This window comes from Mucilaginibacter aquariorum (assembly GCF_024498135.1).
Lineage (GTDB): Bacteria > Bacteroidota > Bacteroidia > Sphingobacteriales > Sphingobacteriaceae > Mucilaginibacter > Mucilaginibacter aquariorum.
The window spans coordinates 632,291-654,087 of record NZ_JANHOH010000002.1 but is presented as its reverse complement, the minus strand read 5'-3'; the positions used below and the strand labels follow the sequence as shown (position 1 = coordinate 654,087).

The 21,797-nt window shown below is 41.6% G+C and carries 16 protein-coding genes; 12 read left to right on the top strand and 4 right to left on the bottom strand.

Annotated elements, in window-relative coordinates; all coding sequences use genetic code 11:
* Nucleotides 1-47: 47 nt before the first annotated feature.
* The gene (locus NPE20_RS13980) at nucleotides 48-1,949 is read right to left on the bottom strand and encodes a 7TM diverse intracellular signaling domain-containing protein (protein ID WP_256539283.1); all 1,902 of its coding nucleotides are present in this window, start codon (nucleotides 1,947-1,949) and stop codon (nucleotides 48-50) included.
* A 291-nt stretch (nucleotides 1,950-2,240) separates the two neighbouring features.
* On the opposite strand from NPE20_RS13980, the gene NPE20_RS13975 reads away from it, so the two are divergent.
* The 3 genes from NPE20_RS13975 to NPE20_RS13965 all read left to right on the top strand — a co-directional run bounded on the left by NPE20_RS13975 (nucleotide 2,241) and on the right by NPE20_RS13965 (nucleotide 6,182).
* On the top strand, nucleotides 2,241-2,594 hold the full coding sequence (locus NPE20_RS13975; RefSeq protein WP_256539282.1) for a response regulator: 354 nt from the start codon (nucleotides 2,241-2,243) through the stop codon (nucleotides 2,592-2,594).
* A 307-nt stretch (nucleotides 2,595-2,901) separates the two neighbouring features.
* Nucleotides 2,902-4,080: a metallophosphoesterase gene (locus tag NPE20_RS13970; RefSeq protein WP_256539281.1), complete on the top strand. Its 1,179-nt coding sequence runs from the start codon at nucleotides 2,902-2,904 to the stop codon at nucleotides 4,078-4,080.
* Nucleotides 4,081-4,304: 224 nt separating this feature from the next.
* Entirely contained in the window at nucleotides 4,305-6,182 is a 1,878-nt protein-coding gene (locus NPE20_RS13965; RefSeq protein WP_256539280.1) for a tetratricopeptide repeat-containing sensor histidine kinase, read from the top strand.
* A gap of 73 nt (nucleotides 6,183-6,255) precedes the next feature.
* Here NPE20_RS13965 and NPE20_RS13960 read toward each other — a convergent pair whose 3' ends face one another.
* Complete coding sequence (locus tag NPE20_RS13960; protein ID WP_256539279.1) at nucleotides 6,256-7,398, bottom strand: FAD-dependent oxidoreductase; 1,143 nt, start codon at nucleotides 7,396-7,398, stop codon at nucleotides 6,256-6,258.
* Between the two features lie 195 nt (nucleotides 7,399-7,593).
* Here NPE20_RS13960 and NPE20_RS13955 point away from each other — a divergent pair, with 195 nt between their 5' ends.
* A complete protein-coding gene (locus tag NPE20_RS13955) occupies nucleotides 7,594-10,734 on the top strand; it encodes an AsmA family protein (RefSeq protein WP_256539278.1) in 3,141 nt (1,046 codons plus the stop codon).
* Between the two features lie 113 nt (nucleotides 10,735-10,847).
* Here NPE20_RS13955 and NPE20_RS13950 read toward each other — a convergent pair whose 3' ends face one another.
* Both NPE20_RS13950 and NPE20_RS13945 read right to left on the bottom strand, forming a co-directional pair.
* Nucleotides 10,848-11,432, bottom strand: a complete 585-nt coding sequence (locus tag NPE20_RS13950) for a fasciclin domain-containing protein (RefSeq protein ID WP_256539277.1) — start codon at nucleotides 11,430-11,432, stop codon at nucleotides 10,848-10,850.
* 221 nt (nucleotides 11,433-11,653) lie between these two features.
* Nucleotides 11,654-12,007 (bottom strand): winged helix-turn-helix transcriptional regulator, encoded by a 354-nt coding sequence (locus NPE20_RS13945; RefSeq protein WP_256539276.1) that lies wholly within the window; start codon nucleotides 12,005-12,007, stop codon nucleotides 11,654-11,656.
* An 83-nt stretch (nucleotides 12,008-12,090) separates the two neighbouring features.
* On the opposite strand from NPE20_RS13945, the gene NPE20_RS13940 reads away from it, so the two are divergent.
* From NPE20_RS13940 to NPE20_RS13905, 8 genes are all read left to right on the top strand, one after another.
* A complete protein-coding gene (locus NPE20_RS13940) occupies nucleotides 12,091-12,975 on the top strand; it encodes an NmrA family NAD(P)-binding protein (protein WP_256539275.1) in 885 nt (294 codons plus the stop codon).
* 194 nt (nucleotides 12,976-13,169) lie between these two features.
* Nucleotides 13,170-13,976 carry a glycosyltransferase family 2 protein gene (locus NPE20_RS13935; RefSeq protein WP_256539274.1) on the top strand — a complete coding sequence of 269 codons (807 nt, stop codon included), beginning with the start codon at nucleotides 13,170-13,172 and terminating at the stop codon, nucleotides 13,974-13,976.
* A 5-nt stretch (nucleotides 13,977-13,981) separates the two neighbouring features.
* Nucleotides 13,982-15,397, top strand: coding sequence for an oligosaccharide flippase family protein (locus tag NPE20_RS13930; protein ID WP_256539273.1), 1,416 nt, complete (start codon nucleotides 13,982-13,984; stop codon nucleotides 15,395-15,397).
* A 149-nt stretch (nucleotides 15,398-15,546) separates the two neighbouring features.
* Nucleotides 15,547-17,214 (top strand): O-antigen ligase family protein, encoded by a 1,668-nt coding sequence (locus tag NPE20_RS13925; RefSeq protein ID WP_256539272.1) that lies wholly within the window; start codon nucleotides 15,547-15,549, stop codon nucleotides 17,212-17,214.
* Nucleotides 17,207-18,226, top strand: coding sequence for a glycosyltransferase (locus tag NPE20_RS13920; protein WP_256539271.1), 1,020 nt, complete (start codon nucleotides 17,207-17,209; stop codon nucleotides 18,224-18,226). Before NPE20_RS13925 ends, NPE20_RS13920 begins: the two co-directional genes overlap by 8 nt.
* Nucleotides 18,216-19,358 carry a glycosyltransferase family 4 protein gene (locus NPE20_RS13915; protein WP_256539270.1) on the top strand — a complete coding sequence of 381 codons (1,143 nt, stop codon included), beginning with the start codon at nucleotides 18,216-18,218 and terminating at the stop codon, nucleotides 19,356-19,358. Before NPE20_RS13920 ends, NPE20_RS13915 begins: the two co-directional genes overlap by 11 nt.
* Nucleotides 19,355-20,488 carry a DUF1972 domain-containing protein gene (locus tag NPE20_RS13910; RefSeq protein WP_256539269.1) on the top strand — a complete coding sequence of 378 codons (1,134 nt, stop codon included), beginning with the start codon at nucleotides 19,355-19,357 and terminating at the stop codon, nucleotides 20,486-20,488. The genes NPE20_RS13915 and NPE20_RS13910 overlap by 4 nt, the downstream gene beginning before the upstream one ends.
* Entirely contained in the window at nucleotides 20,460-21,773 is a 1,314-nt protein-coding gene (locus NPE20_RS13905) for an O-antigen ligase family protein (RefSeq protein ID WP_256539268.1), read from the top strand. The genes NPE20_RS13910 and NPE20_RS13905 overlap by 29 nt, the downstream gene beginning before the upstream one ends.
* Nucleotides 21,774-21,797 lie beyond the last annotated feature (24 nt).

Genomic DNA, 21,797 nt, shown 5'->3' with positions numbered 1-21,797 from the left:
TGTAATGGCTCAAAATTGTTACAATACTATGGCAATATGGGTAGTTTTTATCCGTGATTTTCAAGCACCAATTTGCTCCAGCCCTCTTTAGTTCCCTGCTTCAGCTCTTTCTTTTTATCGTCCATCAGCTTTTTGATCTTAGTGCTGTAAGACCAGCAGGTGCCTTGTCTGATATTTAATATCCCGGATAGTTTATGTGAAGAGATCTTCCCTTTGCTGGAGTACATCAGGAACAACAGGTAAAAAGCTTTGGTAATGGGTATCCGCGAATGTTGAAAAATGGTATGGGCAATTACAGATTCATCGTAATCGCATTTAGCACAACGCCGGCTGTGAGGGGTATGTCCGGCAAAGTAATGATCGTTACCGCATTTGCGGCAGCTATAATTATTGGCCCATTTCAGGTTGGCCAGGTAGGCAAAACAACTTTCGTTATCCGGATAGATCTTACTGAACTCCTCAAAGTCTACCTCTTCCGACATAATACGCGAGCGGGTAACTTCCACCACACTGATATGCAGTTCTTCATTATCTTTTTCCAGCAGCACGTTCATCCTCGAGATCTCCTCTGCCTGCTTAACTAATATCTCGTTGTTTTGGGCAAGGGCGAGATTTTGCGCCTCTACAACCGCGCTCTTCTCCTGTAATTCTCTCGTGCGCAGATCCACCAGATGGCCAAGCTCTTTATTCAGCGTATGTTGCAAGTCACGGCTTTTTTTCATCTCCGTTATCATGCGCCTTTGGGCTTTTTCTTTTGTGCGTTTAAGCCCGCTTACCTGCGCTGCAATGGCCAGCGACAGGAAGATCATTTCGGCAATAAAACTAATGGTGAGGCTGTAATAGGTGATCGCACCAAAGTTTAACCAATCTAAATGCAGCATGATCAGGATCTTATAGGTGAAACCGAAGCACAGGCAGCCATAACCTATCACAAAATAAAAGGCTGGCCGATACCCTTTTAGATACACCACAACACCGGTGCTAAAAGCAAGCAGAAGCGGTATAAACTCTATAAATTTATAATTGAATAAACTTCTGTTAAATCCAAAGCAGAAAAAGAAGAAGGTTATCCTTACTATTATAGTAGTCACTATAATCTTATCTAAAAGCGGGGCATTTGTTTTGGTATGCAGCAGCGCACGGGTAAAAAGCAAACAGAATGTGCTTATAAGGCATAACGCTATGGCAAAGGCATACTGGTTAAACGCGGGGTTGGAAGGCCACAGGTATTGAAACGCCAGCCCATCGGTACACATCTCATATAAGCCTATACTAAACAAGTAAAGCATATAATACAAATATTGCCGTAACCTTACCGCAGCAAACATAAGCAGGTTATAAAACCCGAAGATCAGGATCATACCATAAAATATCCCAAACGTGAAATATTCATCGTTTGCATACTGCACAAACCAATTTACAGACCTGAGCACAACAATTATATCTGCTGTTTGATGAGACCTTATCCTGAAATAGTACACGTCCTCGCCGTTAAATTGCTTTATCGGGATCTCAAAGTTTTTATGCCTGAACTCGCGGCTTCTAAAATCCTCGGCATCGCCCAAACGCTTAATAGTATATCCGCCTTTGCCATTAGGCAGGTACGCGGTTATATGGTCAATAGTTTGATCAAAAAACTCTAATAACCATTCCTTATCGGTGGTTGTTTGGTGGGCAATTTTTATTCGGTACCAATAAACGCCGTTAAGCCGGGTATTTTGCGGGGTGCTGGTTGCACTGGCTTTAAAGCGCTTGTTAAAGACAGGGCTTGTTACCTGGCCGAAAGACAGGTTACCACCGGGGTCTTCTAATCTTTCAATTTCTTTAAAGGTAAAAATGTGCTGTTCCCTTTGATCATCAATGGCTACGCGCTGTTGGCCATGAGCAAAACCCGGCGCAAGTAAGCAAAAAAAAAGCAGTACGTAAACGTAACGAAAAACCAAATCCATTTAACAAAGGCGATATAAAAGAAACCTGCAAATATCTGTTTTATTGCCTTAAACCGGCCGTTTTTTATTGTCAGTTAATCGCAAGCTTTTATCCACTTTGCTCTTTTTCCTTTAAATCTGACGGCTATTCAGTACGGTAGCATTTATTTCTAATACAATGACAAAGGGAAAAAAACCTTATACAGGGGGTATTATTTGTATTTGTGTAACAACTTACAAGAATAAAGTCTTTTGTTACTTACTGGAGTGGTTATTGTACCTTATTGATTTCCAGATACTAATATTCAACATATGTGTAAGCTTGTAATGATTGATGACAACCCGATGGAACACATGATTATGCAGAGAATATTTGACCGCTATCACCTGTTTCCCAATGCGTCGCACGCGTTGGGCGGTCAAATCATAATTGATTTTTTAATTGAAAACCGGACAAATACCGTAGAGCTACCTGATATTATATTTTTAGACCTTAATATGCCGGAATTTAGCGGCAGGGATTTCCTTGAACAATTTGAGCGGTTGTATTTGTCGTTCAAAAAATCTATCAGCATTTATATTCTATCCTCTTCCATATGCCAGGACGAAAAGCTAAAAGCAAAACAATATTTATTTGTAAAGGGATTTTATATCGAAACCCATTAAGAAGGACAGGTTAGAATTGTTGTATGCCACCCATCTAAAAATTAACCGATTGGCCGGGTAATATTTAAAATCGTCAAATTGGGCCTCGCTAATAAGTTCAAAAGCCAGCGTTTTTTGGTTCAAATCGTTTTAATGCTTGCCTAATTAATAGCTTTAGGTGCGTGCTCATAATATCTTAACTAAGTCATATTAGGGTTTTTACCACATATTTTCGCTATAAACCTATATTATTTAAAATAATTAGGCCGCATAATCGTCTATTTGTATAGCAGGTTAAAATAATTCATATTTGCGGCTTGCATTTCTGATGGGAAAGCGACTACCTTTTATCTTATTAGCCTGGTTTATAGCCGATATTTATTTTTTTGAAGCGGTTCAAACACTTACAACAAACGAGGTTATACTGCATGCTTATTGGCTGGGAGACATTCTGCTCGTAGTAGGCTTTATCTACCTCATCGGCTTGCGCCGTGCCAAACAATCACCGGCCAACCTTATTACCTGGCTAATGGCGTTAACGCTTCTTACTATTGTCCCCAAAATTTTCGCTTTTCCAATACTGCTTCTGGAAGATATTACAAGGTTCTTTCGGCATTTCCCCCCAAGGGAAGTATGGGTTAGTAAATTAGCGGTTTTTGTAGCAGGCGTACCGTTTTTCAGCCTTATTTATGGGATGAGCGGCGGGAGGCATCATTATAAGGTACACCGGGCAATGCTGGAGTTCCCCGATCTGCCACAGGCTTTTGACGGTTTTACCATCACCCAATTATCTGATATTCATGCGGGCAGCTTTACCAGCAAAAGAGGCGTGGAAAAGGGTGTTGCTTTAGTTAATAAACAAAAGAGCGACCTGCTACTGTTCACCGGCGATATGGTAAATAACAAGGCGGACGAAATGGAGCCCTGGAAAGATACCTTTTCAAAATTAACAGCTCCTTTTGGAAAATATTCGGTTCTGGGCAATCATGATTATGGCGATTACATTAAGTGGGGTAGCAAACAAGCTAAATATGCCAACCTTAACCGTCTAAAAAAAGTACAGCAGGAAATTGGTTTTAATTTGTTATTAAACGAGGCGGTTAAGATTGAAAAAGGCGGGCAATCTATTGCACTTATCGGTGTAGAGAACTGGGGCAAGGGCGGCTTTCATAAATATGGCAGCCTAACCAAAGCTGCAGAGAATGTGCCGGATGATGCATTCAAGATCTTAATGTCGCATGACCCTTCGCACTGGGAAGCGAAAACGCTGGAACATTTAAAACATATTCACCTGGCGCTGGCCGGGCATACGCACGGCATGCAATTCGGCATCGAACTTTTCGGCTTTCAATGGAGCCCTGTTAAATATATTTACCCCCAATGGGCCGGCCTTTATGAACAAAACGGGAAATACTTGTATGTTAACCGGGGTTTCGGCTTTTTAGGTTTCAAGGGGCGCCTGGGTATCTGGCCAGAGATTACAGTAATTACTTTAAAAAAGGCATAATTGCGTTGTCTTTAATGCACAGGCCTCATCATTGGCAGTTGTATAGAGTACATTGCCACCTCCTTTGTATATGCAAATAAACACAACTCTGTTTAGCAGTTTACGTATACCTCCGCAATAAATATTCTTAATTTGTCTTTTACAGCTCCGACGCATTGTATCAGTTAATATTTCTTATTAAATTGGACTACGCTGGTCTGCATCTTAGATTAAGATAATTTTCTATGGGAAAAAAGCCGATACTGTTTGCCTTATTGACAATGTTGTGTGCTGTTTGTAACGCCCAAACAGAAAATATTAAAAAACTACAGCAACAATTACCCCTTATACATGATAGCCTGCGCTATGTGGATGCTTTGAACAGGCTCGGCATGCTATTGTATGAGGAAAATGCAGACTCCACTTTATATTACACAGAAAAGGCCCGCGCAATTGCCGATAGGCTGGCATATCCCCGCGGCATGGCCGATGCCGCCAATAACCTGGGTATAGTTTATGATATAAAAGGCAACCTGCAACTGGCAATGCGGTATTATAATGATGCCCGCATGCGTTACCTTGCCCTGCATGATTCGGCCAATGTGATACAAACTCTTATAAACATCGCAATGGTTTACCAGGAAATGGGTAACAATCAAAAAGCGGTCCTTCATTATAAGCAAGCTGTTAGCCAGGGTCGTACACTCCGGCAAGACTCTATAATGTCGTTGGTTTATTATGATTATGTGTTGCAATATCCGGATAGTATCTCCAAAGATTCGGTACAGGTATATATTGACAGGGCCCGCAAAATTAGCCTTAAGTATAAAGACAGCGTTTTATTACTGGCTGTTGACCAATTAATTGCCCGTAACTACATTAAGAATAATGAGGAAGCCAAGGGTATAACATTATTAAAACAAACCCTTTCTAAAGCGCTTGCCTATAAGCTCTATTACCTTTCGCTTGATCTGCTTACCAACCTGGGTGATTTTTACGCGCCGACAGATTCGGCTATGGCTGTTAAGTATTACCTGCAGGGGTTAGAAATTACTCGTGAAAAAAATTACATCATTTATAACGAGCATTTTACCCGGATACTGTATAATTTTTATAGCGCAAAAAACGATAACGCCGCCGCTTTTAATTACAGCAAACAACTGGTAGCCCTGCATGATGAACAGCAGAAGATGAGTAGTAACTCGGGGGTGGATTATATTGAATACGCCCTGAAAGACCAGCAGTTAAACTCGGCCCGTACACAGTCAAAATACCAGATGCTATTTTTGTTTTTGGCTGTATTGTTATGCATAATGACCCTCATTATCATTATTATATTATGGCGTAGCCGCAAACGGTCACAAAAAATAGCGCAAGCATTAAGGGTGCAGTTTGAGCAATCAGAATCTACCATGGAGGCTTTGGATCTGATGAACAAGGATTATGCCCGGGTAATTAAGATTGTAGCACATGATCTGCGTAACCCCATAGGTGCCATTAACACTATTACGGCCATGCTTCAACCCGATAAGACCCTGACGGCAGAAACGCGGGAGTTAGTTAACCTGGTGCAGGTTTCGAGCAAAAACTGTTTAGAGCTTATCAACGAACTATTGGAAACTGACCTTGATCAGCAGCAAAATTTAAAAAGAGAGAAAGTAAACCTTAACGAACTGCTGGAGCAATGTACGCGCTTGCTTAGTTTTATGGCGCAGGACAAAGAACAGGAGGTAATTTTAAACAGCAATGCGCCGGAGGTTATAAGTGCCGATTATGAAAAGCTATGGCGTGTGATGAATAATCTGATCATTAACGCTATTAAGTTTAGTCCGGCAGGCAGTGATATATATATTGATGCCGGACAATTGAACAATGAGGTAGTGATAGCCGTAGCAGATACGGGTATGGGTATACCGGTCAGTTTACAAAATCAGATATTTGATCCGTTCACTTCTGCCAGGCGGCAAGGCACACATAACGAGCAGCCAATTGGTTTAGGTTTGTATATCAGCAAGCAAATTATAGAGGCGCACCACGGAAAAATTTGGTTTGAGAGCGATGCCGGTAAAGGAACAGTGTTTTATGTAAGCTTACCAATGGATAATGGTGCAGCAATTAAATGATCCTGTTCTTTAGCGCCTTATCTTATACCTTGACCGGCCAATGGGTAACATTTCTTCGTTTTTAAGTAGCCGCTTAACTTATCACATTCATCATAAACTCAATCGCCCCTTCAGTGTGTAATGCCTCTGTTGATTGCAGGGTCATATCTGCGGTTTCTGAAGCTCTTTTACGCATCCGGGTTTCGTATATAGTAATAGCCGATAAGGTATCCGGGTAGTTTTTGTTAAGCAGGTATCGGCTTAGCTCTAAAGCATCCAGCATAGCCATATTTACGCCCTCGCCTGCATACGGTGGCATCAGGTGGGCGGCATCGCCAAGCATAGTAAGGTTTGGTAGCGTTTCCCAGGTTTGATCTAAGGGCATGCAATATTGCGGGCGGGGCACAAAGCTGTTGCTTGCATTCTCAAATAGCTCATCCCAGATATCGCCCCAGCCTGCATACTCTGTTTTAAACCAGGCCAGTACCTGTGCCTTATCAGTAAAGTCTATTCCGCATTCGCGCGTCCAGTTTTCGTCCTTTTTAAAGCCTGGGTAAAAAACCAAACTACCATCCCCTTTGGAACTTACTATCAATGATTTTGCATCGTCCATAGCAAAGATCTTTCCGCCATTTAATAGCTTGTGTATCCCCGGGCATGCTATTTCCGAATTATAAACCGCGCCTTCTACAGCAGTAACTCCGGCATAAAATGGTTTTATAGGCGTTATATACGGGCGAACCTTTGAGTTTGCGCCATCTGCCGCTATCACTATATCAGCAAAAGCAGTTGTGCCGTTTTTAAATTCTATCTGCCATCCACCATCGTTGGGTTTAAGTGCCACAAACTGCCTGTCCCACACCACAGTATCCGGTTGTAAGGAATCAAGCAGGATATTTTGCAGAGGGCCGCGGTCAATTTCCGGTCTAAAGCGTTCGCCTTCTTTTTCCTCATTATCTTCCAGCACAATATTCGCATGCTTATCCACAATGCGCAGCTTGTCTGCACCCGGGCGATAGTTTACCATAAAGGCGCTCATTAACCCTGCCGCACGCAGGGCCGCTAAGCCCGATTCGTCATGCAGATCTAAAGTGGCACCTTTTGCCCTGGCATCTTTGTTTATATCCCGTTCGTAAACTTTTACTTCGGCATCGTTTATTTGCAATAGCCTTGCAAGGGTTAACCCGCCGGGACCTGCTCCTATTATGGCTATCTTTTTATCTTTAATTATGTTCATTGTTTTTGTATAATCTGTTTAATATGTTTTACTGCGCATTGGTATGCGCATCCTTATTGGTTAAGACGAGCGAGTGCCTGTTATCTTTTAAATGTTAAATTAAATTTCCTTTAAGGCACATTATTAAATTGAGTGAAAAACCTACAGATATATTACAAATGCTTTTTATTGTCGTAATATTTTATCATTACCTTCATGCCATCCTATTGCTTTATTATGCCGCTACCCGTAAAAAAAATCCTGCTCAAAACGTTTAAGATAAGCGCCATAACAATCGTTTCCTTATTATGCCTGATGTTTTTGCTGCCTTACCTGTTCCCGCAAACGGTAACGCAAAAAATAAAACAATGGGCAGGTGGCAGCATCAACGGCAAGCTTGCCTTTTCGGATACAAACTTGTCTTTCTTTAAAAAGTTCCCGGCGCTTACGCTTACACTTAACAATTTTTCGTTATCCGGTAGCGCACCTTTTGAAGCGGACACGCTTGTTTCGGCCAAAGAGATCTCGCTGGCTATCGATCTGTCATCGGTGTTAAAAAGCAAGATCAACATTAATAAAATATACCTTAACCAGGCACTGATCAATATACAAGTAGATAGCGCGGGCCGTGCAAATTATAACGTGTACAAATCAAAGGGTAACGAACAAGCTAACCCTGCCGATACCAGCAGCGCTTCGTTAGGGATAGAGCAAATACTGGTAGAGAATAGCAGGCTGGTTTATAACGACCGCTCTATGCCCCTGCTTGTAAATGCACGTGGGTTCAATTACAAAGGCAGCGGCGATTTAAGCAAGGATATTTTTGACCTTTACAGCCATACCGATGCGTCGTCTGTCGATTTTTATTACGGGGGCCAGCCCTACGTACTCAATAAAAAAGTTAATGCTGATCTGGTTACCAGCATCAACACCAAATCTCTTGCCTTTGCTTTTCAAAAGAATAACCTGCTTATCAACCGTTTACCGGTAGCGTTTAAAGGGAAGTTCGAGTTTTTGAAAGATGGTTATGACATGGATTTCAGGATCATATCTGAGCAAAATAACCTGAGCGATATTTTCACCGCCCTGCCCGCCGAATATGCCAAATATGTAGAAGGCACTGATATTAAAGGCACCGGTGTAATACAAATGAACCTTATTGGCAAGTATATCGCTGCAAAAAACATCATGCCCGATCTTAGCTTCAACCTAAAAGTAAGAAACGGCTATGTGGCTAATAAGAACACACCGGCGCCTGTAAAAAACCTGTATATTAATATGGATGCCAAGGTACCCGGCCTAAACCCCGAAAACCTTGATCTGAACATAGATTCGATATATTTTAATATCGATAAGGATTACTTTGGCTCGGTAATAAAAGTGAAAGGATTAAAATCGCCGGATGTTTTCGCCAAGATCAACACCGAAATTGATCTCGAGAAATGGTACAAAGCTTTTGGTATAAAGCCATTCCAGGTAAAGGGCCGGTACAAGCTAAACCTGCTGGCCGAAGGCAAATACAGTACAGGCATAAAAAAGACCGGCTTAAGGCAGAAAGTTGATACCGTTATTACCAGCATCCCCAAATTTACGCTGAGGTCGTCTTTCCGCGATGGTTATGTAAAATACACCCGCCTGCCCGAAGCGGTGAAGAACATCCGATTTGATCTGAACGCCTCTTGCCCTGACAATAACATTGCCCATGCCACTATGGATATGAGCAACATTAACGCCGAGGCCTTAAACAATTATATAAAAGGCCGACTTAAAATGAGCAACACCGCGGGTGCCTTAATTGATGCTGTCATCAACGCGAAATTTCACCTGGCGGATATCAAAAAATTCTACCCGGTTGATAGTTTGGATATGAAAGGCGACCTGCTGGCCGATGTGCAAACCAAAGGCAGATATATCCCCGGCAAAAGGATCTTTCCGGTCACAAAAGCGAATATTAACCTGCAAAATGGATACATATTAACTAAATATTATCCTCATCCGGTACAAAACTTAAATATTTGGGTTAATATCTTGAATAATACAGGCTCGTTAAAAGGTCTAAAAGTCGACATCAAACCTATATCTTTCAAATTTGAGGACAAGCCATTTACCCTAAAGGCCAACCTTAAAAACTTTGATGACCTGGACTATCGCATAGCATCGCGTGGTACTTTAGATATTGGTAAAATTTACCGGGTATTTGCCATAAAAGGCTATGATGTAAAGGGATTTGTGCGGACTAATTTCTCTTTAAAAGGTAAACATAGTGATGCCACCGCAGGCCGATACGATCAATTGGCTAACTCGGGCACCCTGAAGGTGAAGGACATAGCCTTAAGCTCGGACCTGTTCCCTAAACCATTCCTGATCAGAACTGGCAATTTTAGCTTCAATCAGGATAAAATGAAATTTGACCAGTTTAGGGCAGATTACGGCAAATCAGCAATTGCATTAAACGGCTCATTATCAAATGTTATCAACTACGCTATCAAACCAAACTCACCCCTAAAAGGCGAATTTACCTTTACCAGCGATTTAATCCTTGCAGATGACTTTATGGCTTTTGCAGGTACAACCCCTTCTGCAAAACCAAACAAATCATCGGGTGTAATATTAGTACCGGCCAACCTCGACCTTGCCTTTATAGCTAATGTTAAAAAGGTAAAATATAACGGCCTCGATATTAATGACGCCAAGGGGCAAATGAATATCAGTAACGGGCAAATAATACTTAAACAAGCAGGCTTTAATTTAATTGGCGCCCCGGTTATTATGGATGCCACGTATGGCAGTATAAGCCCTCAAAAGGCCTTTTTTGATTACCATATTGATGCCAAAGAATTTGATATCCAGCGCGCTTATCGCGAAGTAAAGCTGTTTCATGACATGGCTTCATCGGCAAAAAACGTACAGGGTATTGTTTCTTTAGATTACAAATTAAGCGGCAAGCTTAATGGTGATATGATGCCTATGTATCCATCCTTAAAAGGCGGTGGTGTGCTGTCGGTTAAGAAGGTTAAACTGCGTGGTTTTAAACTCTTTAGCGCTGTAGGTAAATCAACCGGGCGGGACAGCCTTGGCGCAGGTAAAGATGTTTCAAAAGTTGATATTAAAACCGCCATAGCCAATAATATTATCACCATAAACCGTACTACCATAAAATTGGCAGGCTTTAGGCCCCGCATTGAAGGCCAGGTAAGCTTTAAAGGCGACCTGAACCTGAAATTTAGACTGGGGCTGCCCCCATTTGGTATTTTTGGTATCCCGATGACCATTACCGGTACACAGGAAAAGCCAAAGATCCGCCTGGGTAAGGGCAAAAAACAGGATGAGCTAAAAGAGGAAAAAGAAGAAGAATAGCCATCCAAACTATTGCTTGCTATCAGCAGCCAGCATTGCAGAATATATCCATTGTAATCATAAACAACAAAAGCCCGGCATAACCGGGCTTTTGTGTTATTAATGTAAGTAATTTACTTAGTGGGTGCTAAAACACCGTTAAGGCCGTTAACAACGCCATTGGCGCCTATCAGGTCGTATAAAACCACCTGGGCAGCATCACCTTTAGCATCAGCTAATTGCAGTTTCTTATCTGCCGTTACAGATAGGGTAAGCGTTTGCCCATCTAAAGTGGTTAATGTAGCCTTGCCTTTACCCGCATTTAATGCTTTAATGATATCGGCTTTGGCATATTTGCCGGTAACTACGTGGCCTTTTAATACGGTTGCCAGTTTAGCCGGATCTTTCATTAAGCTATCCAGCTTTGCCTGTGGAAGGCTACTGAAAGCAATATTATTAGGTGCAAAAATTGTATAAGGGCCACCTGTTTTTAGTGTGGGCTCCAGCCCGGCTGCCTTTACTGCACTTAATGCTGTTGAATAATCTGCATTACTGGCTAAAGCGCCTACCACGTCACTTGCTCCATCGGTTGCAGGTGTAGTGGCTGTAGTGGTTGTGGTGGTTGTTTTTTTAGTGGTATCCTGTACTTGCGCAAATACGCGGCTGGCCGTTAAATTTAAAAGGACTAATGCGCCAACCATTAAAAGGGACTTTTTCATGCTGTTCATGTTTGAATTCAATTTATTAATTTGGTTAAAGCGTATATCTTTTATCTATATCGTAAGTGTTTTTTAAATGACTATCTGCCAACTATAACGCCAAAAGAAAGAAAATTGTTTATCAAGCAACAAATTTTCTATTTAAAACCCACTGCATCGCCTTGCAAGTCACTAATAATGAAACAATTGCACAAGGGAAATTTTTAAAAGTATTTTTCCTGTTACCTGCCGGTTTGTGCATAACCCCAATTTGCAATGGCGTTTAATACCGGTGTAAGGCTTTCACCTACCTTGCTAAGTTTATAGGTTACAAAGGGGGGCACAACCGGCTCGGCTGTACGTATCACCAGGTCATCGGTCTGTAATTGCTTAAGGTGCTGAATCAGCATTTTTTCGGTAATTGTGGGGATCGCTTTTCTTAATTCGCTATACCGTTTGGGGCCGCTCATTAGCTGATACAGGATAACAGGCTTCCAGTGCCCGCCTATCTTGTTCATTACATAGCTTACCGGGCAGGCGCTGATAGACATTTCCTTGTTTTCGTTTCTTGTCGAGCTTTCTTTGATGGCTGTCATTGATACATACTTTAGGGTAAGTACTTGTATAAAAGTAAGTACAAATATACCTTTGTATCCAACAAATCAAAAATAAAATTATCATGAAAATTACATTAACAGGTTCATTAGGGAACATCAGCAAATCGCTGGCAAAAACATTAGTTCAGGCGGGTCATCAGGTAACAGTTATCAGCAGCAGTGAAAATAAATTGGCAGAGATTGAAAAACTGGGCGCTATTCCGGCCATTGGCCCGGTAGAGGATGTTGCCTTTTTAACAAATGCATTTAAAGGTGCCGATGCCATATATACAATGGTGCCCAATAATTTCGGTGCAACAAACTACAGGCAATATATTGGCGACATAGGCAAGAATTATGCTGATGCGATACAAGCTTCGGGCGTGAAAAAAGTGGTGAATCTGAGTAGTATAGGTGCGCATATTGATGGCGGCACAGGCCCGATATCCGGTATACATGATGTAGAACAAACGTATAGCAAACTAAATGGCATAGCTATAAAGCATTTACGCCCGGCATTTTTCTATACTAATTTCAACGAAAATATAGAGATGATAAAACACCTGGGCTTTATTGGTTCAAACTACCCTGCTGATACCCGCATGGTGTTAGTGCACCCAAATGATATTGCAGAGGTTGCCGCACAGGAGTTACAGCAGGATTTTACAGGAACAAGTATCAGGTATATTTCTTCGGACGAGCGTACAGCGGGTGAGGTAGCATCAGCATTAGGCAAAGCCATTGGCCAGCCAGATCTTAAATGGGTTGAGTTTACTGATGAACAAGCATTACAAGGCATGCAACAAGCCGGCCTACCAACAGAAATTGCCAATAACTATGTTGAAATGGGCACAGCCACAAAAAGCGGTATATTATGGGAAGATTACGACCTGAATAAACCCGCCGCATTTGGTAAAACTAAACTGGAAGATTTTGCAAAAACGTTTGCTGAAAAGTTCAATCGTTAACTCGATCTAATGAAACAGAAGCCCGGCTTTGACAAGTCGGGCTTCTGTGTTATATACCCTCTACAAAATATCTTCACTCAATATTTATTTGAATATATCTTAATACACAGGCAACCCCGGCGGCTTATTCAACGAATTACTTATAACCGCATTTCATATTCCGGTTAATAAGAATCTCACATATCTATTGTAAAATGGCACCTGTTTCTGTTGTTATCATCACCAAAAACGAAGCTGCATTAATTGCAGGTTGCATACAAGCGGCATCATTAATAACAGATGATATTGTGGTGATTGACAATGGCAGTACCGATGAAACATTACAGATCATAAGGCAATATAATTGCCGCCTGTTTCAAACAAACTGGTACGGCTATGGGGCTAATAAAAACAAAGGTGTGGCCCTTGCACGTTACAACTGGATCTTAAGTATTGATGCCGACGAACTGCCGGATATGGAACTGGTAACAGCCCTTCACAACCTTGATCTGCAAGACCCTAAGGTGGCTTACGACATCAAATTCCGGTCGTACTTTGGTGAAAAGCTGATCCGTTTTGGTAACTGGGGGCGCGATCATCACCTGCGCTTATTTAACCGCACAACGGTAAAATGGTCGGAACCCGAAGTGCATGAAAAACTGATGGTATGCAATGATATTAAAATAAAGAAGATAGCCGGTCACCTGCACCATTACTCGGTACAAAATATAGAAGAGTGTAACAGCAAAGCGGTGTACTATGCCCGTTTAAGTGCCAGGCAATACCATGCCATGGGCAAAAAAGCCACGTTTACCAAGCTGTACCTTTCGCCTGTTTTTGGCTTTGTAAAAAATTATATTTTTCGTTTTGGGTTTCTGGATGGTGCCGAAGGGCTTGACATCGCCCTTGCCATTTACAAAAACACCCGGCTTAAGTATGCCTATTTGAGGCTATATACAAAAAGCAAGCCCATTACCCAAACCACGCAAGGCATTCACAAGGAATTGGTTGTTGAATATTAACGCTCTTGAAAAACACTTTAATACGTAACCTATCGGCAAATACAATTCAATTGGCTGTTAATCAGCTATTGGGGCTGGTTATTTTTTACGTACTATCAACCGGGCTTGATAAAAGCAGCTTTGGGCAGCTTAACCTGGCACTGGCAATTCTGCTTATCGTTTTTAACCTGCTTAGTTTGGGGATAGACCAAGTTGCTATCCGCAAAATAGCATTGGGTAACCCACCCGGGACTATCCTGTCGCTTTACCTGTTCCATGTTTTACTAACGGGTTTATTGTTTTATTTTATTCTGCTAACCGGCAGCACTTTTATTGATCTGCAAGGCGGGCTTTATCCTATTTTAATACTAATTGGCTTAGGTAAGCTCATGATCTATTTCTCTACCCCGTTTAAGCAGGCCGCCAGCGGACTGGAGCATTTTAGGCCATTGGCCTTTATGCTGGTGATATCAAACCTGGTACGTGGTGGCGGGCTGATCCTGTTAGTTTTATTACATATCCTATCCTTAAAAACCATAATAATCCTGTTTATTGCCGGCGATCTGTTAGAGTTGCTGTTTTGCATTTACCTGTTTAAGCGGATCACCAGATTGCCGGTGAACATCAGCTTAAATAAAACCGGATATATAGGTTTACTGCGTGAAGCTTTACCGCAAATGGGTGTTGTAATAATTACCTCGGCCATGTCCCGTTTCGATTGGATATTTATAGGCTTCACCGTTTCGGCTATAAAACTGGCCGAGTATAGCTTTGCCTATAAAGTTTTTGAAATGTCTACCCTACCCCTGCTGGCAATAGCGCCGCTGCTGTTGCCATGGTTTACCAAATTATTTAAGCAGGATGACATCGACACAGGCCCGCTTAAACTGTTATTAAAAACCGAAATGATTATAGCGGCCTTAACCATTGTGTTAATAAATACGCTTTGGTCGCCGGCTATTGATGCTGTTACAGCCGGAAAATATGGATCGGTAAATACCAAAACCATATTCATTCTTAGCCTATGCATCCCCTTTTTATATCTCAATAATTTTTTGTGGACCATACATTTTGCAAATGGGCGAATGAAAATGATCCTGAAAGGCTTTATCATCACCCTGTTAGTAAACGTTTTGCTTGATGTTGTGCTTATTCCCATCTACAGCAATGAAGGTGCTGCGGCAGCTTTCTTAGCAGCAACTATAGTACAGTCGGTGTATTATATGATCAAGTACCCAATGGCGGGTTTTAACAGACTTTGGTTTAATTTACTGGCCTGTATACTTTGCGCCGTGCTATCCTGTGTAATTGCGAAAACATACTTTTTAAACCCCAATATCGCACCGGTCTTAGCGGTGACACTCTACATTGCGCTCTTGTTTATCACCGCCCAAATAAGACCTGCCGATTACCATGCCACCCGGAAACTTTTTAGCACATAAATTCCATTTTATCCGCAGATGTAAAGCAACCATTCTAATTTTTAGTCCGTATTGTTTTTGAGGATTATATACACCGGGGATGCTACCAGTGCCCATGTAAAATGGCCGCGAAAGGCTTATACATTCTATCCGTAAACAATAAATGAGGGATGGCAATCAGCCTTACAAAATTCGATCGTAAAAAATGGACAAGTTACGCCGACTGGAAACTATTGGTGCTACTTGTGCTGTTTCTAAACGTAAAGCTGGCTATAAAAATTCCTGCCATAGCGCTTATTTATCTGTTACAGTTCGATTTTAAGTTTGGCTTTAAGTTTAACAATTCAAGGCTGCCGCTTTTTTACCTGCTCATCATAGCATTAGCCTTTGTGGGGATGCTAATTAATGGCGGCTATACCCACACCAATTACCTGATAGCCTTTTGTACCGGTATCGTTTTTTGGGTGCTGTGTATACTGGCTATACACCAGGTTAAGCTATCGGTAGAGGGCAGATCATTGGTAACCATACACAATACCCTGATGCTGTTTTTTATTATTAACGTTGCATTTTCCGCATTAAACCTGCTGAGCATTATATGGGAGATAAAAGCCCTTAACCCTTACCTGTACCAGGGGCAGTATCAAAAATATTTCATCGGCACCGGCGATTACATCAGGGGATTAACCTTTGATACCTCCACCACCAACGCGGTGATAAATGCCATGGGCGTTATCTACTTTTTGGTAAGGGGCAAGCCTGTTATGCTCTTGGTTTGTATGGCAACCTTATTGCTTACCGGTAGCAACTTCATCAACATAACATTGCTGCTTATTATGGCTTTGCTGTTTGCTTTCAGGAGTACCCGCAACCAAAAAAGCATGATGCTGGCATGCCTGATGATGCTGGTAGTTTTTATGGCTAAAGTATCCCCACAAAATAACCAATACGTTGACGAAACAATTGCAGATATACTGGAGAGATATCCAAAGCATCATATAAAACCACAGGTTAAGGAAACCCCTCTTGTCGACAGGCCCGACTCGGAACTTACCCCCGATCAACGTAAAGAAAAAATAGCCACCCTTTATTTGGATAGCTTAAGCATGGCCGAGTATATCAGGGTAAATAAACACACCCCCAAACGGTTAGACCCAGCAATTATCCGCACCGATGGAGGAAGAGTTGTGCTACCACAGGCAAATATCCATTCGGCAACATACCAAAGTATTAAAGTGCCTTTGCCGGCGCAGCATCCGCTTATTACGTTTATCGACAGGCATAAAACAGGTCTACCCATTTCAGCAGAAAACATCCCTGCCCCACCACTCCCGGGCAAGGCTATTGGCTTACTGCAAACGGGCAAATTTATGGCGCAACACCCCGGTAAAATTTTGCTGGGCGATGGTATGGGAAATTTCTCATCAAAGCTGGCTTTCAGGGCAACCGGATTGGGAATAGCGGGCGGTTATCCGCATAAATACGTCTACATCAACCAAGCGTTTATGCTCAATCATCTGGACCTGTACCTTAACTTTTTCAGTAAAAATACCGGGTATCATTCTTTAACAAACAGCCCCTTTTCGGTGTACGACCAGTTATGGGCAGAATACGGATTGCTTGGCTTACTGGCCTTCGCGGTTTATTACTTATGGTTTTTTGCCAAGCATTACAAAAAGCTTACTTACGGGTTGCCTATACTGCTACTAATTATGGCCGTATTATTAGTCGATTACTGGTTTGAGCAGTTATCCATATTGATGTTTTTTGAACTGTTATTATTACTCAACATTAAAGAAACAACCCAAGGTATTGCAGGAGGATTCGAACATGCATAACCCCGCAATAACCGTTTTAATGCCTGCTTACAACGCAAGCAGGTACATCCACGAAGCAATTAACTCCGTACTCGCGCAGTCTTTTACCAATTTCGAGCTGCTTATTGTTAACGATGGCTCTACCGATGATACTTTAGCCGTGATCATTTCTTTTAACGATGCCCGCATCCGTGTTATCAACCAAGCAAATAAAGGTGTTGCCTCGGCTTTAAACAACGGTCTGCAGCATGCGCAAGCACCCTATATAGCCCGTTTTGATGCGGACGACATTTGCTATCGCGACAGGTTGCAGGTGCAGTACGATTTCATAACCGCGCACCCTGATTATTCCATCGTAGGTTCGGCGGCAGATTATGTTGATGTGGATGGCGAATATGTATTTACCCATCAGCCCGCGGCTTATAGTTCTGCAGAAATAAGGCAGTTAAGTTATAAGGTATGTCCCTTTATCCACTCGGGGGTATTTTACGAAAAGGACGTGGTGATAAATGCAGGCGGGTATAACGAACATGCCTATACTTTTGAAGATCATTTTCTTTGGGCTAATATCCTCAAAACCGAAAAAGCCTGCAACCTACCTCAACCACTTATTAAAGTGCGTTTAAACCCCGAATCGATTACTATTGATGAAAAATGGCGTACCATAAACTTCCGTAAAATAAAATATGCCGCTCTAAATAGCCTGACCATTACTGAAGCCGACGGACAAAAGCTAAGCCAGATAGGCAAAAAACAACATTCGCCGCGGATAAAGGAAGGTGCTTATTATGCCCTGTTAGGCAAAAAACACCTATGGAATAACTATCAGCCGCAAAAGGCCCGTAAAAATCTTATCAGGACATTATCTATAAGTCCGTTGCATATCAAGAACTATCTGCTACTACTTTTATCCTTCCTGCCCGAGAAGTTTTTGCGTGGCTTTTATCATTCCACAAAAACAAATTACGGTTTAGGTAAGGTAAAGCTGCCCATCACATTATTAAACAATAAAAGTTTAAACTATGGCAGCTAAAAAGATAAAGTTATTTGTTGATGCCCATGTTTTTGACAAGGAGTACCAGGGTGCGCAAACTTTTATAAGGGAGTTGTATACGCAGCTGCTGGTCAACTATCCCAATCTGGATATCTATTTTGGGGCTTATGATACAGCCAACATCAGCAATATCTTTCCTACAGTACCCCAAGCTAATATCCTTCGCTACAAAAAAAGAACGATAGGCTTGTTACGCTATATATTCGACATCCCGGCATACATCAAAAAACACCATTTTGATTTTGCCCATTTCCAATACATCGCCCCAAAAAACCGCCCGGGTTGTAAGTATATAATAACCCTGCACGATGTTTTGTTTAACGATTTCAGGCAGGATTTTTCTTTCCTGTACCGTATAAGCCGGAACCTGCTTTTTGGCAGCAGCATCAAACGCGCGCATATTAAAACCACCGTATCAGCCTATTCCAGACAACGCATTTGCAGCTATTACAACATCCCCGAGGCAGATGTACACATTATCCAAAATGGCGTAAACGATGCCTTAATGCAGTTTCAAAGCTCAAAGCAGCACGCTATTAAAGCGGTTGAACAAAAGTTCGGTATTAAAAACTTTATCCTGTATACCAGCCGTATCGAGCCGCGAAAGAACCAACTTTTGCTCCTTAAAAGTTATTTAAAACTCGAACTATATAAGCGTGGTATCGCATTGGTTTTTATAGGTAAGGAATCTATCCATACTCCTGCCCTTACCAAACTGATCAAAGGCCTGAGTGATGAGCAAAAGCAACTATTTTATTGGATAAAACAGGTAAGCCAGCCAAACTTGGCTGCGTTTTACCGGGCTTGCAAACTGTTTGTTTACCCCTCAAAAGCCGAAGGATTTGGTATACCGCCATTAGAGGCTGCTATTTGCGGCGCACCTGTGCTATGTTCATCGGCAACAGCCATGCAGGATTTCACTTTTTTTGAACCATACAGATTTGATCCTGCTGATGAAAACGACTTTGAGCAAAAGCTATCGCAGATGATAGATACGGCTCCTTCAAACATCTTTATGGAGAAAGTGGCTGCACAAGTAAGGCTGCAATACAACTGGCAAAATAGTAGCAACAAATTTTATAACCTGTTACAAGCAAACTACAACGCATGAAATTGAGAATAGCAATTTTAGGTACACGTGGCATCCCCAATAATTACGGGGGATTTGAACATATATCCGAGTATGTATCTGAAGGCCTGGTTAAAAAAGGGCATTCGGTTGCTGTTTATAATTCGCACAATCACTCTTATACCGCCAGTAACTGGAACGGGGTTGATATTGTGCATTGTTACGATCCGGAATACCTGCTGGGCGCCGCGGGGCAATTTGCATACGATTTTAACTGTATTATGGATGCCCGTAAACGGAAGTTTGATGTGGTACTGATAATGGGTTACACCAGCAGTTCGATATGGGGAATGCTGTACCCTAAAAACAGCGCTATTATTACCAATATGGATGGCCTGGAATGGAAACGCTCTAAATATTCGAAACCCGTACAGCGTTTTTTAAAGTATGCCGAAAAACTTGCCGTAAAATACAGCGGTTCTTATATCTCCGATTCGCGGGTGATAAAAACGTACCTGAAAGATAAGTATGCTATCGACAGCAGGTACATCCCGTATGGGGCCGACCTTTTTACCGATTTTGAACGGGAGCAGTTTGATCAAAGCGCATTGCTAAAAGAGGACTACTTTTTACTAATGGCCCGGATGGAACCCGAAAATAATATAGAAACCATACTGGAGGGTTTTAGCAGCAGTACGTCACACAAAAAATTTAAAGTTTTGGGCGATACCGGCAACCGCTTTGGCAAATTCATTACCCATAAATTTAAAAAAGACGACCGCATCCAGTTCAAAGGGCCAATTTTTGACAATGCCGCTGTACGGTCGTTGCAAAACAACTCTTACCTGTATTTCCACGGGCATAGCGTTGGCGGTACTAATCCTTCGCTTTTGGAGGCCATGGCCAGCGAGGCGCTGATAGCCGCGCATGATAATCCTTTCAATAAATCGGTACTGAATGCCGATGCCTTTTATTTTAATAACGCCGCAGAAGTGCGCCACCTGGTTGAAAATGTACAACGGCACGACACCGAAAAAACGATGGTGCAAAATAACCTGCAGAAGATACAATATCAGTTTAACTGGGAAAAGGTGATAAACGAATACGAGGAATTTATACTGGAATGCCATAAAAAGAATATTCATGAAAAAGTTATTCCCGGTAACCGATAGTGTAGCGAATAAGGTAAGTTATTATCATATTATGCTGTTGCTGCTCAGCCTGCCTTTCGACAGGTTTTACAGCCATTTAATACTGATAAGCCTTGCTCTGCATACCCTTATCCAGCTAAAAAAACAGTACATCAAGCCTGTATTCACTTTTAATAATTTAATACTGCAATCGGTGTTTTTTGTAACGGTGGCCGGCACTTTGTATACCGTTAACAAAACACAGGCTTTTAATGAATGGGCAAGGCAAATTGTAATTCTACTTTTGCCAATTATATTTTGCCTTAACCCCATTAGCCTTAAAAAATATCGGGATAACTTTTTAACCGTATTTGCATTAGGGTGCACAGCGTCCATAATTTACTTATATACACAGGTTTTGCTTACAATAGGGTATTACCATTTCCCTATTTCGGCAATGCTATCTCCTGCTTTTACCAATCATAATTTTTCGGCCCCGTTTGATATTCATGCCACCTTTTTTTCGATGCAGATAGCTATCGCGCTGGTTTATTTGCTGTATGCTTTAATTAAACAATCGCTTAGCTTTAACATCAAAATATTTTATATTTTTTGCTGCGCGATACTGGCTGCAGGTATTATTCAACTCAGTTCAAAATCGGTATTTATAAGCCTGTTGTTTATCATCAACATAGCCATACCCTATTTCCTTTTAAGCGAGAAATTTCGAGTAAAGTATATTTCGGTGGCTGCATCACTTTCTGTACTGGTTATCGCGGGTATTTTTAGCATCGATACTTTTAAAGATCATTACGTGTACGATCTTAAAAAAGACCTGAGCAAAGCCTCTGATAATGAACTTACCGATCCCCGCCTGGCACGCTGGGGTTTGGCTATGAAACTCGTCGCGCAGTCGCCCGTTATCGGGCATGGTTCCGGGTCAGAAATACAACTTCTGAAAGAACGCTACTTTGAAAACAAATTTTACCGATCGTACCTGCATGGGTTAAACGCACATAATCAATACATCAGCTTTTTAATAAAAACCGGCATATGGGGATTGATGATTTACCTGGCAACCTTATTCTTCGCTTTTAGGCTGGCCATCAGCAGGAAAGACCTTCTGCTGTTTAGTTTTTTAACTATCGTAGTCATAGTATCGTTTTCAGAGAATGTGCTGGATGTGGATAAGGGCACCTTTTTTTATGCAATTTTCTTTTCCTTATTTGTTTTTGCCGGATTTGAAACAAGCAAGGTTAACCCACCTGATAATGATGCAGATATAATTGAATTACAGGCAACCAAAAAGGATTTTGTTACGTCATAATTGTATAAGCTGATGTAAATACCC

Coding starts and splice junctions, on each gene's coding strand:
- NPE20_RS13910 (WP_256539269.1), top strand. CDS start 19,355: ATGAAATTGAGAATAGCAATTTTAGGTACACGTGGCATCCCCAATAAT.
- NPE20_RS13960 (WP_256539279.1), bottom strand. CDS start 7,398: ATGAACATAATTAAAGATAAAAAGATAGCCATAATAGGAGCAGGTCCC.
- NPE20_RS13940 (WP_256539275.1), top strand. CDS start 12,091: ATGAAAATTACATTAACAGGTTCATTAGGGAACATCAGCAAATCGCTG.
- NPE20_RS13945 (WP_256539276.1), bottom strand. CDS start 12,007: ATGACAGCCATCAAAGAAAGCTCGACAAGAAACGAAAACAAGGAAATG.
- NPE20_RS13920 (WP_256539271.1), top strand. CDS start 17,207: ATGCATAACCCCGCAATAACCGTTTTAATGCCTGCTTACAACGCAAGC.
- NPE20_RS13965 (WP_256539280.1), top strand. CDS start 4,305: ATGGGAAAAAAGCCGATACTGTTTGCCTTATTGACAATGTTGTGTGCT.
- NPE20_RS13950 (WP_256539277.1), bottom strand. CDS start 11,432: ATGAAAAAGTCCCTTTTAATGGTTGGCGCATTAGTCCTTTTAAATTTA.
- NPE20_RS13935 (WP_256539274.1), top strand. CDS start 13,170: ATGGCACCTGTTTCTGTTGTTATCATCACCAAAAACGAAGCTGCATTA.
- NPE20_RS13980 (WP_256539283.1), bottom strand. CDS start 1,949: ATGGATTTGGTTTTTCGTTACGTTTACGTACTGCTTTTTTTTTGCTTA.
- NPE20_RS13925 (WP_256539272.1), top strand. CDS start 15,547: ATGGCAATCAGCCTTACAAAATTCGATCGTAAAAAATGGACAAGTTAC.
- NPE20_RS13975 (WP_256539282.1), top strand. CDS start 2,241: ATGTGTAAGCTTGTAATGATTGATGACAACCCGATGGAACACATGATT.
- NPE20_RS13970 (WP_256539281.1), top strand. CDS start 2,902: ATGGGAAAGCGACTACCTTTTATCTTATTAGCCTGGTTTATAGCCGAT.
- NPE20_RS13905 (WP_256539268.1), top strand. CDS start 20,460: ATGAAAAAGTTATTCCCGGTAACCGATAGTGTAGCGAATAAGGTAAGT.
- NPE20_RS13955 (WP_256539278.1), top strand. CDS start 7,594: ATGCCATCCTATTGCTTTATTATGCCGCTACCCGTAAAAAAAATCCTG.
- NPE20_RS13915 (WP_256539270.1), top strand. CDS start 18,216: ATGGCAGCTAAAAAGATAAAGTTATTTGTTGATGCCCATGTTTTTGAC.